At 56.4% G+C, this 19,016-nt stretch carries 17 protein-coding genes; 5 read left to right on the forward strand and 12 right to left on the reverse strand.

Annotated features, from left to right (window positions below):
* Positions 1–31 precede the first annotated feature (31 nt).
* From WX88_RS21220 to WX88_RS21235, 4 genes are all read right to left on the reverse strand, one after another.
* Entirely contained in the window at positions 32–931 is a 900-nt protein-coding gene (locus tag WX88_RS21220; protein ID WP_046246423.1) for a ferritin-like domain-containing protein, read from the reverse strand.
* A gap of 26 nt (positions 932–957) precedes the next feature.
* Positions 958–1,707 (reverse strand): ferritin-like domain-containing protein, encoded by a 750-nt coding sequence (locus WX88_RS21225; protein ID WP_046246424.1) that lies wholly within the window; start codon positions 1,705–1,707, stop codon positions 958–960.
* A 412-nt stretch (positions 1,708–2,119) separates the two neighbouring features.
* On the reverse strand, positions 2,120–2,950 hold the full coding sequence (locus WX88_RS21230; RefSeq protein ID WP_046246425.1) for a ferritin-like domain-containing protein: 831 nt from the start codon (positions 2,948–2,950) through the stop codon (positions 2,120–2,122).
* Between the two features lie 32 nt (positions 2,951–2,982).
* Entirely contained in the window at positions 2,983–3,711 is a 729-nt protein-coding gene (locus tag WX88_RS21235) for a ferritin-like domain-containing protein (RefSeq protein WP_082116201.1), read from the reverse strand.
* A 336-nt stretch (positions 3,712–4,047) separates the two neighbouring features.
* Here WX88_RS21235 and WX88_RS21240 point away from each other — a divergent pair, with 336 nt between their 5' ends.
* Complete coding sequence (locus tag WX88_RS21240) at positions 4,048–5,496, forward strand: BatD family protein (protein WP_046246426.1); 1,449 nt, start codon at positions 4,048–4,050, stop codon at positions 5,494–5,496.
* Here the strand turns inward: WX88_RS21240 and WX88_RS21245 are convergent.
* Positions 5,493–6,047: a hypothetical protein gene (locus WX88_RS21245; RefSeq protein WP_156176326.1), complete on the reverse strand. Its 555-nt coding sequence runs from the start codon at positions 6,045–6,047 to the stop codon at positions 5,493–5,495. The two genes, WX88_RS21240 and WX88_RS21245, sit on opposite strands and share 4 nt — an antisense overlap.
* A 227-nt stretch (positions 6,048–6,274) precedes the next feature.
* Positions 6,275–9,022: a TonB-dependent receptor gene (locus WX88_RS21250; protein WP_046246428.1), complete on the reverse strand. Its 2,748-nt coding sequence runs from the start codon at positions 9,020–9,022 to the stop codon at positions 6,275–6,277.
* A gap of 395 nt (positions 9,023–9,417) precedes the next feature.
* Between WX88_RS21250 and WX88_RS21255 the strand changes: the two genes are divergently transcribed.
* Complete coding sequence (locus WX88_RS21255) at positions 9,418–9,774, forward strand: winged helix-turn-helix transcriptional regulator (protein ID WP_197076887.1); 357 nt, start codon at positions 9,418–9,420, stop codon at positions 9,772–9,774.
* Between the two features lie 95 nt (positions 9,775–9,869).
* Positions 9,870–10,949: a chorismate synthase gene (gene aroC, locus WX88_RS21260; protein ID WP_046246429.1), complete on the forward strand. Its 1,080-nt coding sequence runs from the start codon at positions 9,870–9,872 to the stop codon at positions 10,947–10,949.
* Positions 10,950–11,210: 261 nt separating this feature from the next.
* Here aroC and WX88_RS21265 read toward each other — a convergent pair whose 3' ends face one another.
* Positions 11,211–12,578 carry an HTTM domain-containing protein gene (locus WX88_RS21265; protein WP_052732945.1) on the reverse strand — a complete coding sequence of 456 codons (1,368 nt, stop codon included), beginning with the start codon at positions 12,576–12,578 and terminating at the stop codon, positions 11,211–11,213.
* Between the two features lie 348 nt (positions 12,579–12,926).
* Here WX88_RS21265 and WX88_RS21270 point away from each other — a divergent pair, with 348 nt between their 5' ends.
* Positions 12,927–13,529, forward strand: coding sequence for a NifU family protein (locus WX88_RS21270; RefSeq protein WP_046246430.1), 603 nt, complete (start codon positions 12,927–12,929; stop codon positions 13,527–13,529).
* A gap of 178 nt (positions 13,530–13,707) precedes the next feature.
* Here the strand turns inward: WX88_RS21270 and WX88_RS21275 are convergent, their stop codons facing one another.
* The 5 genes from WX88_RS21275 to WX88_RS32160 all read right to left on the reverse strand — a co-directional run bounded on the left by WX88_RS21275 (position 13,708) and on the right by WX88_RS32160 (position 18,595).
* Entirely contained in the window at positions 13,708–14,619 is a 912-nt protein-coding gene (locus tag WX88_RS21275; RefSeq protein WP_231590764.1) for a DUF5777 family beta-barrel protein, read from the reverse strand.
* A 35-nt stretch (positions 14,620–14,654) separates the two neighbouring features.
* The gene (locus WX88_RS21280; protein WP_046246432.1) at positions 14,655–15,251 is read right to left on the reverse strand and encodes a YceI family protein; all 597 of its coding nucleotides are present in this window, start codon (positions 15,249–15,251) and stop codon (positions 14,655–14,657) included.
* Positions 15,252–15,741: 490 nt separating this feature from the next.
* Positions 15,742–16,482 (reverse strand): porin family protein, encoded by a 741-nt coding sequence (locus WX88_RS21285; protein ID WP_156176327.1) that lies wholly within the window; start codon positions 16,480–16,482, stop codon positions 15,742–15,744.
* A gap of 889 nt (positions 16,483–17,371) precedes the next feature.
* Positions 17,372–17,986, reverse strand: a complete 615-nt coding sequence (locus tag WX88_RS21290) for an RNA polymerase sigma factor (protein WP_046246434.1) — start codon at positions 17,984–17,986, stop codon at positions 17,372–17,374.
* A gap of 417 nt (positions 17,987–18,403) precedes the next feature.
* Positions 18,404–18,595, reverse strand: a complete 192-nt coding sequence (locus WX88_RS32160; protein WP_156176328.1) for a hypothetical protein — start codon at positions 18,593–18,595, stop codon at positions 18,404–18,406.
* Here WX88_RS32160 and WX88_RS32165 point away from each other — a divergent pair.
* Positions 18,588–18,899, forward strand: a complete 312-nt coding sequence (locus tag WX88_RS32165) for a hypothetical protein (protein WP_156176329.1) — start codon at positions 18,588–18,590, stop codon at positions 18,897–18,899. The genes WX88_RS32160 and WX88_RS32165 overlap by 8 nt on opposite strands.
* Positions 18,900–19,016 lie beyond the last annotated feature (117 nt).

Consider the following 19,016-nt stretch of genomic DNA (forward strand, 5'->3'; position numbering starts at 1 on the left):
GGGGTTAAACTTTCTGTCTCGACTTTAAAAACTAAGCTCCAACCAAACCACCGGCGCGAGAAGCGTCGAGTACTTCGGCGGGCTGCAGGACTTCGTCAAAGGCGGCGGCGGCAGTGGCGAGGGGATAGGTGACTCCAGAAGTAATTGAACGAATAGCTACTCCGGCTTGCCTCGGGGCAGGGCTATTTTCAATCGGGCTGGCCACGGTGAAGGCCGGAACGCCATAACCAAAAGGCGTTATGGTGGTGGGGCTGGTGCCCGCCGTCACGCCGCTGCCGTAGACGGCATCCGCCGCCAGGTCATCAGCAGGGTTCACCCAAGGCTTTTGCCCGCGCATGAACCGGATATGGGCCGCGTGACGGGCTTCAACCGAATGAATGCGCAGGGCTGTGGTTAGCAAATCGGTACCGACGAGTTCGGCAGCGCGGCCTTTGTAGGCTCGTACGCCAGTATCCTCCAACAATTGGGCTACCGCGAGCTGGCTGGTAGTTGCCACGGATCCATTGAAGGAAGTTAACGAATCAAATTTGCCCTGTTGGAATCTAACCCCCGTTACTGGAGAACTGCCGAGACCAGAAATGGCTGTGCCGAGCAGCTTGACGTGAGCGTCTTCGTGTCGCTTAATCTGCTGAATAGCCTCGCGGTCCGCTGGCGAGGCGGCAGCGTAGGGGGCCGAACCAATGACTTTAACGTAGAAGTCCTGCTCAAGCAATTCGAGCGTCAGCGCGTATTGTAACACCTCGACCGGCAGCGATTTTGTCCCGGCATAGGCTTTTTGGAACAGCGCGCTCAAAAACAAAGGCGTGGCAGCCAATGCCGACCGTTTGGCTGCTCCCCCCAACGTGCCAAACACGGCCCGGCGCGAATTGAAACGACCCAGCACGTCGCCATCCACTTCCGAAAGCTGGTCGATTATCTCAAAGAAATTCATAGAACCGTAGTTACTGAAGGAAAGGATTATTGACCGACGGAGCTAGCGTCCAACTGTTGCACCACAAAAGCCTGCGCAATGGCTATTACCTCGGTGGGTGACAGGGTCTTGTCAAGACCACTGGCGGGCTCGACCTGGTCGTCGGCCGCGAATGAGCCGGGCACTAGTAGGTTGCGGATGTAGGCGACGTGGCGGGCTTCTACCGATACAATCTGTCCGGCAATTACAAGGTAAGCAGGTACTTTGAGGAGCTTGCCCGCACCATTATACGCTGCCACGCCCAAGTCTTCGAAGGCCTTTGCCGCATCGAGCACCCCAAGCTTGGTATCGCTGGCGGCCTTGACGCGCTTGGTGAAGTCAATGGTATCGAAGTTGAAAGTGAGTTCCGGTAAAAGTCTGCCGGAAAAGTCACGGCTGATGGCCGCCTTCAGGAAGTCACGGTGAATGGCTTCGTGGTCGGAGATATCAGCGAAATAAGCGGTTTCGTCGGCTGTAAACCCAGCAACGGTCGATGCCTTTACCTTGGCGTAGAAAGCAGCTTCGAGTTGTTCGAGGGCGTAAGCGTAGTTGAGCACGCCCACATCGCCCGCGCCCAGGCTAGTGGGGCCATCGGTCACAACGGGGTCGCTTTCCTTGGAGCAGCCAACCAACGCGAGGGCCGTGGCACCTGCCGTGGCGCCTGCATACATAAAAAACGAACGCCGCTTGATGGGCGCGTAAAGAGGCTGCGCAAGCGGTGGGCTATCGGAAACAACAGACCGAGAAGTATCGGACATGAGCAAAGGAATTGAGGTGAACAGGAAAACAGAAAGTTGCACGCTCCTATCAGAAGCTTTAACTCAACGGGAATACAAAACTGGCGATGGAAAAGCTATCGAACCGCAATAGGAGCAGAATGAGCTTCTTTGGAGAACGCGAAACTCAAAAACGAGAGGCCCTAAATCAGAAAATAGTTGCCTGTTAGTTGAGTTATCCACTCCGACATTCTAAAAACAAGCTTACCTTAAAATTAGAATAAATTCCTGCTCTAGGGACAAGCGAACAGGTATTGGAAATAAATAAGCTGCTGTAATAATAGTTGCGGCGCGCTATGAAACCGGTGAGCAGCAAAAAGCCGGCCCTGCACTAGCAGGACCGGCTTTTTGCTATTATTGCCCGAAACCAGGCATCATCTACTGACTCGCTGGATTACGCCCCAATCAGGGGACCAGCCAGTGCCAGTACTTCGGCTTTGGTCAGGATTTCGTCGAATGAAGCCTGTGCATCAGCAGGGGCGTAAGAAGATCCAAGCTGCTTAGTCAAATCTACTTTCGACTGGATGATGGTGCTTTCAGGGATGGAGCCTTTGTAGGTATTATCACCGTCTAGGTCGCCAGTACCGCTAATCCAAGGTGTCTGGCTACGCATGTAGCGGATGTGGGCTGCATGACGAGCTTCTACAGAGTGAATCTGGAGGGCCGACTGGAGCGGGTTGATAGTACCAATTCCCGTAATGGTCACATCAGGAATCCCGAGCAAATCGCCGGCGCGGCCTTTGTAAGCACGCACGCCAGTATCTTCCAGCAGCTGCGCAACCTTTAGCTGCTCTGCGAAAGTAGTAAGAGTAGCGAAGGTGGTCGTTTTGAAAGTATTGCCCGTAGTCGGTACACCGTTGATGCCTTTGATGACGGCAGTTAGCAGCTTCACGTGAGCGTCCTCGTGCTTTTTGATTTGATTAATGGCCGCCTGCGCTGCTGGCGTTTGCAGCCCGAATACGGGCGAATTGGTCATCTTAGCATAAAAGTCAGCTTCCAACTGCTCCAATGTCAGAGCGTAGTTGAAAATTTCGATTGGATCACCGGCGTTTGTGCCAGCATATGCTTTCGAAAAGAATGAAGCCAGCAGGGCCGGTGCCGAGGCCATCGCAGCCCGTTTACTGACCTTGGTCAGCGAGCTGAATACGGCGCGTCGGGAATCTAAGCGGCCCAATACATCGGGGTCCACTTCTGCCAGTTGGTCAATTATTTTGAAGAAATTCATAACAACGGTTGATTACAAGTGAAGAGGAGGGATTATTTACCGACAGAGCTAGCGTCGAGCTGTTGCGTCACGAACGATTGTGCCGCTTTGATGACATCTACAGGTGCCATTGCCTTATCGAGACCGGATGCCACATCTACTTGGTCATCGGCGGCAAACGAACCAGGGGTAATCAGGTCGCGGACGTAGGCAGCGTGGCGGGCTTCTACTGACACAATCTGACCAGCAATTACTAAGTAAGCAGCCGTTTTGAGGAGCTTGCCCGCGCCATTGTAAGCCGCTACGCCCAAGTCTTCAAATGTTTTGGCTGCTCCGAGCACTGCTGTACGCTTAGTAAAGTCGATGCTCGAAAAATTAGGGGTTAGATCCTGCAGTAGTTTTCCAGGAACGTCCCGGTTGATGGCTGCCTTAAGAAAATCGCGGTGGATGGCTTCGTGAGCAGCTACCTGTGTGAAGTAAGCCAGCTCATTCGCCTGGAAGTCTGAGGCAGGTGTTTTCACTACCTGCGCATAGAATGCTGCTTCCAGTTGTTCCAAAGCATAGGCGTAGTTGAGGACGCCCAAGTCACCTGTGCCGAGGCTAATAGCGCCGGGAGCAACCGGTGAGTCGTTGTCATCATCCGAGCAGCCGGCCAACACGAGGGCAGTGGCGCCCGCCGTGGCCCCAGCATACATGAAAAAGGAGCGCCGCTTGATGGGCATGTACAGCGGCTGGGCAAACGAGGTATCGTCAGAACCGCGGGGCTGAATTTTGTCAGACATGATGGGGATTTGATTAAGTTGAGAAATAGAAACTAATTGGGAAAAGGCAATAGGGTACTATACGGCGCCAGTAGCCCGTTTTTCAAGGGAGAACCAGAACAGTAATGGTGATTTGTGGGCAGATACGGCAGTAGTGGGGCAAGAGGATTTACCAAGGCTGTATTTTTTCACAGTGAATGATTAGGCCCCATCACAGTGCTGAATTGCAATTCCCGTGGAAAAGATGGATTCTAGCGTTTAGCGCTAATTTTAGGGGCCGCTAAAGCGCTGGAGATTATGGGAAGACTTTTTTGGTGGATGGCTTTTCTAATGGAAATACTGGCAGCAGGAGTTGGGATGGCCCAACCCGTCGTACCACCTCAGCCCAGTAGCGCCACCCCGACCGATGTCGTACTGCTGCCAACTCCGGCCACGTTGCCCGTCACGGGTGTGTTCACGTTGGCTTTCCGCTTGCGGGGCGGGACTTTGGAGAAGTACTCAGAGTTTCCTGAGTTGGAAGGATTCAAGAAAAGCGGCAAGACTAGTACCACCACTACGCGCATCGTGCAGGGCCGTCGTTTCACCGACCTCACCATTACCCAGCGCTACATGCCCTACGGCGAGGGCGAGTACGTCATCAAGCCCTTTCAGCTGACGGTGAATGGCGTGGTATTACGCAGCAGCGGCACCACTGTGCGCGTGGGCCCCGCTCCGCCCGTCAACCTGGCTGCCTTAACCAAGCCTGCCAATCCAACTGCGCCACTGCAAGCAGTGGGCGACCTCGACAAGCTGTTTGGCAAGCCCAAGCCCGCGCTCTACCAAGACGTGCCCGACCGGGCATTTTTGGCGGTAGTAGCCGACCGGCCTCGGGTGTTCGTGGGCGAAGGCGTGCGGGTGGGGCTCTATTTTTACCTCACGCCGGCTGACCAAGCGCTGCTCGCCTTTCACGATTTCAATGACCAACTGCCCCCGTTGCTGCACGAACTGCACCAGCCGACGGCCTGGCAAGAGCCCGGTCCGGAGGCCAGCGTCACCCCTGACAGCGTGCGCTATCGGGGCCAGCGCTACCTCCGCTTCCGGCTGGCCGAAAACGTGTATTACCCCCTCACTACCCAGCCGTTGAAGTTTCCACCCCTGGCTTTGACCATGGTGAAATTCAAGCTCCTCAAGAAGCCAGAGCCAGGCCAGGATAACCGATTGGCAGGCTACAAAACGTATTACTCAGCTGGCGTTGCCGTGCAGGTACAGGCCCTGCCACAGGCTGCTAAGTACGGACCAGTGGCCGTGGGTAATTACCAGGCTCGGGAGGCCATTAGCCGCTCCGTGCTTCGGGTGGGGCAGTCGTTTGCCTACACGTTTGTGGTGGACGGCCGGGGTAATCTATCGGGCTTACTAGCGCCGCCATTGGCCGCGCTACCCGGTTTGGAAGTGTACGGCCCGGAAGTGCGGGAGGAGCGTGTGCCTGGTGGGGGGCGCAAGCTGTTTCGTTACCGGATGGTGGCCCAACGTCCCGGCGCGTTGCCACTTGATAGTCTTTTACAACTTGTGGTTTTCAACCCTAGCACGGCTCGCTACGATACCCTTCGGCCCAAGCTACGGCCGCAGGTACGCGGAGCGTTGGCGGCTCCAGCCCCACTGCCTAAGCCCGAAGAAGACCCATTCTACGGTCCTGCGCTGGCCAGCGCCGACACCACCATGCAATCACTGAATGTGTATCGGGACGTACTTCGCTACGCCAATTGGTTGCTGATTGGACTGGCCGCTGTGGCTGGGTTTGGTTGGTGGCGAGCTGAGCGACGAGGCTAGTTACCCAGTCGTTTGATGGTATCGGCAGTCGCCGGTGCCGCGCCGATGCCTACCGGCAGCGGCTGGGGAGCGAAGTGCAGGACAACAACAAACTGGTAAGGTGCCTTTTTGAGGCTATAGGTATAGTTGTAAATGCTAACGGTGTAGCCGTCGGCTTGATAGCGCTGGCCCTCGCAATCGGTGCAGGTCACTGCTTGGGGCTCGTACTTGCGCTGCTCTAATGCGGTGCGCAGCTGCCGCATGCAGGCTCCCTGTGTAGTGCGAAGCACCACATCGGCGTGGCCGGGCGCCAGGGCGTTGGGGCGGACGGCGAGAGTGGCCAGGGGAGCGCGCGTGGTATCGGCACGGTCCCAGGCCCAGCGCTGCTCGCGGGAAGGCTCGGTGGGTTTTTCATAACGCCACGCTTCTGGTAGTAGCGCCGCGCTGGGGTTAGCCGACTCCCCAACGGCCGCCAGCGCCGTAAGGTCGGCTAAGTCGAGGCACTGGGCCATAGCCGACGGTCTCACGATGAGCTGAACCAATAAGAGCAGAGCGAAACAAAGTAATTTCATAAGAAACAAACCATACGGGTAAGATTCCGAGTGGGTTACAGCGAGCGTGGGCTGACCTTCTTAACCAATGCCGATTATTAATTACAAACAGTCGATGGTTGATGCTATGGACTTAATGAGGGTGAATTTCGCGTCTTTTAAACCAACTCTACCAACAACCGCCTGAAGTGTATTGTTGGTAGAGTTGGCCTGACGGTCGTCAATTAAAGATTATTCTGTGACTAGCATTATTTAATATCAACCAACAGCCCGGCGTACACGATGCGCCCAATTTGGGGACCACCGTACACTTGGGTGTTGGCTGCGTCGAACAGGTTGGTGCCACCCACCTGGATGGTGGTGCCCAGCCGGGCCACATTGTAGCCCAGATAGGCGTCGAACGAGCTGTATTCAGGCAGGTTGCCGACGGCGAAAGGGGTTTCGTACAGGTGTCCTTCGGCCCAGCGGTAGTTCAGTGCGTAGCTGAAGCGGCGGGTCACAGCGCCGTTGGCACCCACGTTGAACTTGTGGCGGGGAGTGTTGTAGAAGGACTGGAAATCATCGGGTAGATTGCTGCGGTCGAGCAAGCTCAAGCTGTAGTTGCCGCTGATGGTCAGGGCCGGAACCAGGGAGTAGCTTAGGCCACCAGTGACACCTTGCGTACGTACTTCCTGGTCAGCATTGGTTTGAATTTGGACGATGCGCGTGAATTGGCCTGCACCAGGCACGGCCAGGTTGAGGGTGCTGAGCTGGTCCTCACTGGGAGCAGTACCGTCAACGTTGCTAATCAGGCGGCGCGTGCCAATGAAGTCGTTGTAATAGCTCCGATAGTAGTTCAGGTCCACAAACAGCTTGTTAGCTATTACCCCCTTGTAGCCAACTTCGTAGGTACTGACTTGTTCGGGGCGCAGCGCATCAAAACTAACAGGTATGAGCGTAGGAGTGCCAGCCGGGGTAGGCCGGGTGAAGTCGGCCAGAAAGCCCCGATAGCCGTTCCCGATGTTACCCAGTTGCAGCACCGTACCCTGTTCGAGGTAGGCATATTGGTCGAGCTGCGTGGGTGAGCGAAAGGCGCGGCCGTAGCTTACGCGGAAGTTGTGCTCCAACTTGCCTCCGAGCGAATACACTGCCGAGAGCCGGGGCGAAACCGCTGGCTTAAAGTTCCGAAAATCATCAACCCGTACGGCAGCTGCCAGTTTCAGGCGCTCCTGAGGCAGTAGCCGCTGAATGAGCTGGCCATAGCCCCCGTATTCATAATTGACGATGCGTCGCGCATCGGTTTCGGCAAACAGGTTGTTGTCGGGTGAGCCCAGCCGGTACTGACGGTACGCCCCACCCACCACTAGGTCGGTATGCCTGGAGAGGGGCAGAGTATACTGCGTGGTGAGGTCGTGGCGCAGCGAGCTGGGGTTGAAACGCGCGCCCTGGCCGGGGGCAGCATTGGCAATTACCTGTTGGCGCAGCTCGTTGAAAGTGGGCGAGCCGGGTTCCAGTTCAGTGGAGCGAGCTGCCTGGGCGGCGGCTTGCAACGCCATATCGGGGGGCAGCATCTGCGGGTTTCTAGAGTCACGCAGCCTGCCGTAGGTGTTGATAAACGTGCCGATGTAGGCTCGGTTATAGGTTAGGCCGGGTATTGGCGAGCCCACGGCGGGTATGTTCTGAAGGTAATTACCCAGGAAGTTCAGGTTGTAGGAGTCGTTGCCAGCATCACGCGTGGTGGAGGCCCGCACAAACCATTTCTGGCTGGCCAATTCGGCTCGGTACTGCTGGGCGGCGAAGTTTTGCAGGCGGTAGCGGCTGCTGCTGCTCTGGTAGTTGCCATCGGCCCAGCTTAGGTTGGCGCCCAAGGTCAGCTTTACCTGGCTAGTGAGCAGATAGGACAGTGTGGGTAGTACGCGGTAGGTGCGGGCGCGGGTATCGTCGGCTAATAGCTGCTCCTCCGTAAAACCGGTCTGGTAGATGGTTTTACCATATAGCTCGCGGTTGACGCCGCTCGGAATGGCTGCTGCCACGGCTGGGGAAAGGGTCAAAAACGCGCTGCCGTAGCGGTTCACAGCCTCGTAGCCCAGCACCGAGCCAGCTGGGTTGTTCACCAGATTTATCTGTGAGTTGGTAGGCTCGTAGTTATTGACTTCGAATTCGCGGCCCACGACGTACGAACCGACCACTTTGAAAGCTATTCGCTCCGATAGTTTCTGGGCAAAGCGGAGCTGGCCGTCGAGCAGGCTGCGCGTTCCGCCGCGTAGCCGCACCGTCAGTCCCTGCCGCGTGAACGGGTCCTGCGACGCGAGCTGCACCACGCCATTGAAGGCGTTGGCGCCGTACAGGGCCGAAGCCGGGCCCTGCAGTACCTCCACGCTTTCTACATCTAGCTCGGGTAGGCCCAGCAGCAGGTTGCCAATACTGGTGCTCAGGCTGGGCAGCTGGGTATCATAATAGTCGGTGAGCTGAATGAGGCGCTCGGAGGTAGGCGAATTGAAGCCCCGCGTGCTGAGACTGGTGGAGAGCAGCCCCGTCGAACTGACATCAATGCCTTTGAGCAGGGACAGGCTACGCTCCAAATCTGGTACGGGCAAGCGTAGTACGGGTTCGGTTCCGAGCCGCTCTACCGTGACGGGAGCCTGCAAAATCCGCTCCTCAACCCTCGACGCTGCCGATACCACCTGCGTGAGGGGCGCCAGGGCGGGCACCAGCGTAATGTCAAGCGGAGTGTTGGGGCCTTCGGGCAGGGCTACTTCCAGCGTTTCGAACCCCGCATAGCTCACACTGAGCACCTGTTCAGACTTTGTCGTCGGTGGGGCTACCAAGATAAACTGACCCTCGCTATTAGTGCCTGCCCCTACATAGGAGCCCTTTAGTAGCACGGTGGCACCCGGTAGTGGGTCGCCAATGTCGGTGTGCACGGTGCCGGTAATGTTGAAAGCACTTTGGGCTCGGACGGTGTGCCCAGCCAATAGCCCGGCGACTGATGCCGCTAGCAGGTAATTTTTTTTCATAACAGAAAGGAAACTTATAGAAAAATAGTACTCTCCTAATCCTGGACCCCATTTACTGAGGTAAGAGATTATCTCACTTGTGGCAACATTGCCAGCGATGATGGTTATAGCGAAAACAAATTTTCACTAAACACAGCTGACTTAGAAGTGGGCGAAATAACGGATTGAATGCCCAGTAGGCCGCATATATTAGCTCAATCTTGGCTAATGGCGGACAACCTACGGGATTTTCTGGTTTAAGGATCCGAGGTACATGGGCAAATTTGCAACTTATCAAGGTGACGAAACCACCCCTATGCTATAAGGTAGCACCTATCATTTGTGATAGATTCACTGAAAAATAGCAGCATAAAAAAAGAATGAAGAAAAAACATAATCCAATCTCCCCTCGCAATGTGGTTCTGCCCGACTCCTCTTCTAACGTCGGGCAGACGGTTAATTACTGCACCATCCGGCGCACCGTTGATGCTATTGCGGGCAAGTGGAAGCTGCTTATCATTGCCTATTTGCTGGGTGGGGGCAAGCGCTACAGCGAGCTTCGCGCTCTTATCCCGGAAGCTACTGAAAACACGCTTTCGCGGGAGCTACGAGCCTTGGAAGCTGATGGCATCGTGACGCGCACCGTATTACCGCAAGTGCCGCCCCGGGTTGATTACGCTCTGACTGCCTATGGTATGGAAGTAAAACCGATTCTCTTTGGCCTGAAAGAATGGGGCGAGAAGATGGGGCCAGCCGCTGCTCAGCCGGGTTAGTGGCAGGATGAAATTAATGGGTGCATAAGCCGGGCACTGTACCGACCTTTGTGGCTTATTCGGGTTTCGGCCTGCGCCCACTTTCTCCGTCTTTTATGTCTAATACTTTTGGTTCTCTCTTTCGCATTACCACGTTTGGCGAATCGCACGGGGCGGGCATTGGCGTCATCATCGACGGCTGCCCGGCGGGCGTAGCGGTCGAGGCGGCCTACATTCAGACTGCCCTTGACCGGCGCCGACCCGGGCAGTCGGACCTCACCACGCCCCGCAAGGAAGCCGACACCGTGCAAATCCAGTCGGGCCTGTTCGAAGGAATCACCACCGGTACGCCCATCAGCCTGTTCATCCCCAACGCCGACCAGCGCTCCGATGACTACTCGCACGTTGCCCACGCCTACCGCGCCAGCCACGCCGACTATACCTACGATGCCAAGTACGGCCGCCGCGACTACCGCGGAGGCGGCCGCAGTTCGGCCCGCGAAACGGCGGCCCGTGTGGCAGCCGGCGCCGTAGCAGCGCGACTATTAGGTCATTTTGGAGTTGAAGTAGCCGCCTATGTCTCCGCAGTGGGGGAGGTAGAAGTGCCCGTTGGCTATGAGGAGTTGGATCTGAGCATCATTGACAGCAACCTTGTTCGCTGCCCCCATTCAGCAACCGCTGCTAAAATGGAGGCCCGCATCCGCGCGGCCCAGGCGGCGCACGACACGGTAGGTGGCGTGATAACCGGGGTGGCACGCCACGTGCCTGCCGGGCTTGGTGAGCCGGTATTTGATAAGCTGCCAGCCGTGCTGGGTCATGCCTTGCTGAGTATCAACGCTGTGAAAGGCTTTGAATTCGGTTCGGGCTTTGCCGGCACCAAGCTGCCGGGCTCGGTGCACAACGACGAATTTTATACCGACGAAGCCGGCACCGTGCGCACCCGCACCAACCACAGCGGCGGCAGCCAGGGCGGCATCAGCAACGGTCAGGATATTTATTTCCGGGTCGCGTTCAAGCCGGTGGCCACGCTGCTCCAGCCCCAGCAAACCATTAATGACCAAGGCGAGGCTGTGATACTGGTGGGCCGGGGCCGCCACGACCCTTGTGTACTGCCCCGCGCCGTACCCATCGTGGAAGCCATGACCCAACTGGTGCTGGCTGATTTGTTGCTGCGTGGCCGGGCTAACCAACTATAATCAGGCGTTATCAAAGCAGTGAGCGGAAGTAAATGGCTCTCCGTAGCCGTTCTCCCAAAAGCCAGTCCGTCTTCCATCCTGGAAACCTTTCTTTGCGGCATAGCCTATCAACTGCAAGGCCTGAGCGCCTATGAAATTAAATGAATAACAAGTGCAGAGCGGGACTGACTACGAAACTACCATGAAGGTTATTAGGTTGTTATCAAAAATCTAAGAATAAGCTAATTACTGTCCATAGATTGTGCGATAGCTGTCAGAATATTATTCCGGCGCGGGCGCCAGCCAAGTCGCCATGTGCAGCGTGGGCCGATGGTGCAGCAGATTCACGTCAGGCGCAATGAGCGGCTGGGCCGGACGGCCATTAAGCGCCACCCGCGAGTCAACAAAAACTGCGCTTAAGGGGTGACCTTTCATCTGGTAGTCGGCGGCCAGCCAGTGGGCTACTCGGAGAAGACAGTCGGGATGGTCGGCAAAGCGGTGTTGAGTAGGAGCGACAATAGTAGAGAGGTCGGCTATTTCCTCATGACCATCAGTGGCAAAGCGTACCCGGAAGCTGGCGGTGCTCATTTTGCTGCGGAGCATCATGTGCCAGGCAAAATTGTGACCTTCCTCAGTCCAATGGGTTTGGCCCGGATAAAGAAAATGACGTAGTGGGACAGCCACCTGAACGGCTCCATAAATAGTGAGCCCCGCCACTACCGCTTGCTGCCAGCTCCGCGATGGTATGATGTTATCAATTGTCCCAACTACTGGCATCGGTACCTGCCGCCGAAACCAGCGCCCCGCCGCGTCCGGCAGCCGGCGCGGAAAGTCGGGGTCAAAAAACAAGGCCGTCATCAGCAAGGAAAACCATGGAAACGTGCCCAGTCCAAAGATGATGACGTTGCTCAGGTGGAAAAACGCCGCCGCGCCGTAGGCCCACGGTCGGGTGGGCCGCCACAGCAGCAGGGGCGCTACTAGCAAGTCGAGCAGCAAGCCGGCGTAGCTCATTAACCATGGGAGCCAGGGCTGCGTGAGCAGGGGCCCCACCAGCCACCAACTGCCCTTGTGGCTCAGCCAGACGGTGAGGGGGCGGGCAGCCAGCCAGTCGGCATTCAGCTTGGCTAAGCCCGCGAAGAAGTAAACCAACCCGAGTTGGCCCAGCAGCAGGTAGCGCGTCCAGGCCGGGGCAGTGATAGCGGGTGTCACGCGGCCCGCCCGCACGTCGAGCGAGGCTGCCCGGTGAGCTGGCAGGACAACCAGCAAGCCCGCCACCAGGCAAAAAAGGTAATGGTGATTGATATAGGAAGTTGAATCAAGCAGAAATATCCACCAGCAGCCCACGCAAAGGATTATGGTTGCCGCTCGGTAGTACCACCCCGACGCCACGGCCAGCCCGGCCCCTATCACCGCCGCATAAAGGGCATAAAGAACGGGTGCCGACAAGTTGGGCAAGGGCGCCAGCAGGTAGGTAAAATGTTGGCGCGACGCCAGATACGCTTGCGGGTGCCCCAACACTACGGCACCGGCGTGCTCGGTGGCAATGAGTACGCCGGCACCGAGCCGGAAAAACACCAGCCAGGCTAAGTCGATGGGTTGAAAAAGCGCGGCGCGCAGACGCGCCGCCGGAGAGGACGAAGCAGTGGGCAAGGCTAACAGTGGAAAAGTGGAAAACTACATGTGGAAAATTCCTTAGGATTAGATGGTAGCATGCAGTAACACTTTGGTGAACCACGGCAGTACCGAAGAGAGATGTTGCTTCACCCCGGAAATAACGTAAATTCAGGCCTATTGGGCTATTTCTCCCCGATGAAAATGAGGAGGCAAGCGGTTCGAAACACTGAGAACCTTACCTCGGCCCATACCTTTGCAACCTCTGCTACCCTGCAGCGGTTGTACCTTAGAAGTGTCAGTTGCTCGATTGTCAGTTATCAGCTTTTGCTGGAGCTGTCGTCTGTTTCACTGGCAGCTAATAACCGACAACTAATAACCAACGATATGTCCGCTGTCTCAATTTATGCCGAAGCCTCTCCCAACCCGGAGAGCATGAAATTTGTCCTCAACTCGAACCTGCTAGCCGATGGCGTGAGCGTGGATTATCCCACCCTCGACGCCGCCGCCAACTCGCCCCTCGCGCAGGAACTGTTTGGGTTCGATTACGTGGGCCGCGTGTTCATCGCTGCCAACTTTGTTACTATCACCAAAACTCAGCCCGAGTTGGCCTGGACCCAACTTATCCCCGAACTGCGCCAGTTTCTGAAAAGCTACGTGGAAGCCGGTGGTCCCATTTTCCTAGTTGACCCTGCTGCGGAGCAAAAGGCTGCCCAAGCCGCCACCGCTGGCGACCCTACTCAGCAGGAAGGTCAGATTGCTCAAAAGGTCATCGACCTGCTCGATAACTACGTACGTCCCGCCGTGGAGCAGGACGGGGGCAACATCACTTTCAAAAGCTACCACGAAGGCATCGTGACCGTGAACCTGCAAGGTTCCTGCTCCGGTTGCCCCTCGGCCACAGTCACGCTGAAGTCAGGCATTGAAAACCTGTTGAAGCGTATGGTGCCCGAAGTGCAGAGTGTGGTGGCCGAAGGCATCCTGGCCTAAGCAGCTGCTCGGCCTGCGAGGAGATGCATCGAACGCGGGCTGTTTAGTCCTCGCATTTTTACTAAAAGAAAAGAAGCCCCGACTCGCTATAGAGTCGGGGCTTCTTTTCTTTACCAGAGAGCTGTATTGAGAGAGCAGACCAATTATTGTCTTTTCTCTCATGAAGTAGGATTAACCCTTACAGATTTGACTTGATGGTAAAGCTCCGCGCCACGGTAAAACCGAAGTAGATGTCACCGTCGAAGAAATTTCCATCCGTCTGAGGGACGAAGAACTTCTCAATCATACCCCTGGAATTGGTGAGGTGCAACTGGAAAACGTGGCCTCCGGTTTCGATATCTACGCCGACGCCAAGGGCGTTCCGGTAGGTATCTGCCGTATTGCCGGGCAGTAGGTAGTAATAATCAGCAGTAAGAGCCAGGCGCTTGGTGAGCTTCTGACGCAGCGCTGCTCCCATGGCGTACACGTCGTTTTGCATGGTGGACTGCGCTACGTAGTTGCGGTGAATAAGCGTAGGCATGAGCTGCACCGACAGGCCGGGGCTGAATTTACGGGCAATGAGCACCTGGTAGGAGTAATCAACACGCGACGCTGTCGTACGTTCCACGGCAGGCTCATTGAATTTGAGTGTGGTGATGGCCGACGACGCAAACAGTGTGACTGACACCGGCATGGGCCGTGACCCGGTAGTCTGCTGCAAAGCCTTGTATTTCAGAAAGCCGTCGAAGGTTTTTTCCTGCGAGCTACGTCCGACGCCTATAGCCAGGCGGTCGGTGAGGCCGTACTCGAAGCTTAGGCGCAGTACCGCCTGGTCGAGCCCGAAAAACTCGTAAGCCCCGCTATTCAGGGTGCCGAAGCGGTGCTGAATAAGGAAATCAAGGGTGCCCTTACCGGGCGTTTCGATTGACTGCGAATTAATGACGTGCGTACCCTTGAAGGTCGCGGATACTACTTCCCGTTTGAGCGGATCAGTAGCCTGTTTTTCGAGGTCGCCCAATAGGTCGTTTTGGGCGCGAGCCGGGTTGGTCAGCCCAAACAGGGCGGCTAGTATCAAGCCTGTAAATAGAGGAGAAGAAATGGAGCGGCGCATGTACATGTAATAGCAGAGATAAGGCAACGGACAGATTACTTGGTGGGGCGGGTGGTGGCGCCCACGGCGCTTGCCACCGGCTGGCAGGTGAGAGCCACGCGCACACTCACCACTTTGGCGATGCTGTTGCGCACGAGCAGCGGAATTTCGATGTTGTAGTCAGCGGGGGCCACCGGAAATGTAGCCAGCGCCACGAGTTGGCCATCCTTCAATTCCACGGTGGCGGGCACCTGAATGGGGCGCTTGACGCCGTGCAGCGTGAGGTCGCCCTCCACCTGCACGTTGTGCGGGCCGGCGGTGGCCAGGGTAGCGGCGTCGAAGGCCACAAAGCGCCCCGAGAATGTGGCTTTCGGGAATTTGTCGGATTCCATGTAGTTTTCGTTGAAGTGCTCTTGCATCAGTGTGCGCTTGAAAACGAATGCTTTGACGGGCAAAGAGAAGGCCAATTGGCTGGTGCTAAAGTCGAGCACGGCCGCCACCTGCTGGTTTTTGGCTTCAATATCCTCGACCGGACTAGTCGAAAAAAACGACACCTGTCCGGTCTTGGTCATGTACTTGCCCTGTGCGTGAGCTTGCGTCAGGGCCGCGAGCAGGAAAAGCGCCGGCACTAGCAAGAAAAAAGAACGTTTCATATGAGCTCAAATTAGTTGTTGGGCTTTCCAGCTTCTATCCAGACTTTAATGCGCTTAATGTCGCATTCTGAGAGCTTGGCGCGGCCTTTGGGCATAGGGGAATAGGACGGCGCGTGCTCAATAGACCCGAGTAGGTCTTCTGATGGGAAGCGGCTGATTCCTTGATAATTACTAAAATCAATGCCGCCTCCTCTACCACTGTGACACTGCCGGCAATTGGCTTCGAATATGGGCGAAATGACTCCGGCATAGGTGACCGATTGGGGTGTTGCCTCGCAGGGAGCGACTTCGGGGGCGGCCTTCGAATAAGTGCAGCCAGCAGCCAGACCCAGTAGGAGCACAGCGGTGCCTGTTAGTACCGGACGGACTAATGCGGAAAATGAGGATGAGATAGACATGCCAGTTGTTGTCGTAAATGAGATGAGAAAAATGAGCTATTAGAATCGACTATTAAGTGAATGCTTGGAAGGCAGCTTGTGCCATGGTTGATTTAGAAGCCGTATTTCACACCCAGAAATACTCCAGCGCTGGAAAGGCGCACTTTTCCCATGCCCAAACCACATAAGGGCAGCTTCGCGTAAGGTTCGGCCTGCACGCTCCAGCGATTATTGAAGCTATGCTCATAGCCCAAAGAGAGGTTTAGAACGCCGAACAGGTGACGGTTTTTGTTGACTGCTCCGCCATCCCAACGGCCTGGCCGGTTGTACTCCACGTAGTCATAGCCGTACTGCTCGCGTTGCATGAAGTACGAAGACAGCCCAGCGCTACCAAACAGGCGGTAGTTCGGCTGCGTAACAATGTCGTACCGCAGGTTTATGGGCACATCAAGGATTGTGCAGCTACCATCTACATCCTTGAAGTAGCGGTGGGTCAGGGCATAGGAATAGGACCCAAAGTCATAGTCTTCGCGCCGGGCCATGTATCGCTTGGTCGAGCGCAACAACCCGGTTGTAACACGTAGCCGGTCAGTAACACGGTACTCCAGCATGACTCCAACATTGGGTAGCGGGCGCTCAATGCTAGCAAATTTGACGGTGCTTACATCGGGCGCTGCAACCAGACTGATATAGAATCGGGGCTGTCGGACGGAAGTCGGTAAGGCGGGAGCCGGAGCATCAACGACAGCTACGGTAGCCAGAGGTGCCGGCAAATCGGCTGCCGCCACGGCTGATACAGTTGCTGGTCGCAATGCCAGCGGCGTAAGGTCTTTCGTCAAAGCGAGATTATCCACATCTACTACGCGACCATTAGCATCGGCGGCCGGGGCAACGGCTGCTGTTTGATCCGCTGCCCGTACCCCAGCAGCGTCGCGCTCACGAAGCTTACCGCTGGCGGAACGGCGGCGCGTACCCCGAGACGCTGCTGAGTACGCTAATTGGTTTTCAGGTGTCTTGAGTACTGCTGACTTTGATGCTGCTCCATAGGCGGAGGCTGAAGAACCTGATACAGCCGCTCTACGAGACGCATAAGCAACATCTCGTTCGGGCTTCTGGAGAATTTTGGGCGAAATGCGACCAGCGGAAGTCTCCGTCACGCCTGCCACTATGGTATGGTGAGGTGCGGCTTTTTCAGTTGCGCGCACGTTCTTCCTCGCCTCCTTGTGTGGGGCAGCAGGAGTTATGGCAACAAGGGGAAGCTTTCCAGTTGTTGCGGCAGTAGTAGCTGGTTTAGCTGCTGCTGCGGGTGTCGCAGGAGTTGTTGGCGCAACGACATTTGCTGGCACGGCTGCCTCAGTAGTTGCTGGTGCTGGGGTGGGCGCGCTACCTGCATTCGGTGTTATTGGCCTGGTTGCCAAAGCAGTCGGTTTGGGGGTTGCCGAAGAATTCGAGGCTGTCCTTGAGCCTGAGCGGGCTATTGTAGAAGCTTCGGTAACTACATTTGGTGCTACCACAACTTTCTTAGGCGGTGCGGCAGGGCCGGTTGGCCAGAGCAACCAGCTTAGCGCTAACAGTCCTACCACGGCAATTTCGGCGGCGAAGAAACGCAGCATTTTCCGCCGTACCGTGCGCTCAATTATTCCTTTATCCAGTTGCGTTTCGAGGCGCAACCAGGCATCGAGGGGGAACGGCGTAGGTTCCGGGTCTGGGGTATCAAGCCGCCGGAATGCGTTATCAATATCGTTATCGGACCACATAGCGAGCTTTTTCAGAAGTAGTGCACTGGGCCAGCATTGTCCGTAAGTGGGCTCGGGCCTTAAATAAATTCGACTTGGAAGTACCCACGGAAATGCGCAATTGTTCGGCAATTTCTTCGTGGCCAAAACCATCAATCACCGCTAGGTTGAACACTGCCCGGTAAGCCGGTGGCAGGCGCTGCACCAAGCCTAATAATTCATCATAGCTCAAAGTATCAAGGGGTGTGGCGCCACCATCGGCTTGGTTTAGGGTCACGTCGTCTAGTTCCTGCTGGTGCTGGTGGCGTTCATTGGCTCGGTAGTGGTCGATGGCAGTGTGAATCATGATGCGCTTAAACCAGCCCCGGAACGAGCCCAGTACATCTTCGGGGTGGCGGGTGGCATCGAAGCGGTACAGGTCGCGAAACACTTTCACGAATCCGTCGTTGGCTGCTTCCAGTGCCTGGTCCCGGTCACGGGCGTAGCGCTGGCAAATGCTCATCGCGAAGCCATGAAACTGGCTGTAGAGCCGACGTTGAGCCACCCGCTCCTCCCGTTGGCAGGCCGCCAGCAGTTCCGGTAGGGTAGGCGGAGCAGAGTTTGACGGTAAGATTTTTAGCATAACACCAAAGGGGGAGGGCTCTTATCATTCTACTCGGTGAAGCACGAAGCAAGGTTGCCTCCGCACTGACACTTTTAGTTTAATGTACATGTAGTTTTTGACATGGGAGCCAAGTTAGGCAGGCCGTGGGTCTAATAGACAATATATGTGGAGATTCCTCTGCTAGAAGTCGGCAGTTATTCTAATCGAATTCTTCGATGCATAGGACCAGGGCGTGTTCTCAAGAATATTAGGAGGCAGGGTATCGTAGTAGGCTTATTTTCAAGATGAGTGCCGAGCGCACGTTGCTCGCCGATGCCCATTGGGTACTACTTGCGCCGCTGCCTTGGCGGGGTTTGCCGCCGCACCTGGGGCAGTGACACTAGGTGTTCATGCGGCTTCAGCCGTTGGCGCATCCGTGGCGTGTGGGCCTAAGTACTAGCTGCCCTGCAAGCCGCGCACTAAGCCGTGCCCAGCCCGCATCAGCGGCAAGTGCAGCTCGACTCGACCACCAGCACGTGGCTGGGGGCCCACAGAGGCTCGTAGGCCCTTGGGCATAGCCGGGGCGGCTTTTCCACCAAGCTGCACGTGGCCGGTGACGGGGCTGGCGGCCTGTTGGCGTTTGCGCACGGCGGGCCACGCCGGCGATGCCCCGCAAGCCGGTGACTTGCTCGCGCCGCTCCTGGCCCCAGCCCGGCAGGTACTGGCCGACACGGCCGACGATTCGGATGCATGGCGGGCCTCAATTGCCGAAACCGGCGCGGTGGCCATGATTCCGCCTCGACCCAACGCCCCACCTGGACCCGCTCACGTACCGCGACCAAGTCGAGCAGCTCATAACCGCCTCAAACAGTTCCGACGCATCGCCACCCGCTACGATAAACCGGCCTATTCCTACGCTGCGTTCGTCCAACTACGCGCCATCACCTTCTAGCTGAATTGAGAACACGCCCTAATTATGGTATAGCTAGAGCAGCATGTGAAAGTGTGGAATTGAATAATTAAATAGAGCGGTTCTCAGGTTGATTTAGGGGTCAGGGTATATCTTTTG

It is taken from the genome of Hymenobacter terrenus, from assembly GCF_000972495.1.
Taxonomy (GTDB): domain Bacteria; phylum Bacteroidota; class Bacteroidia; order Cytophagales; family Hymenobacteraceae; genus Hymenobacter; species Hymenobacter terrenus.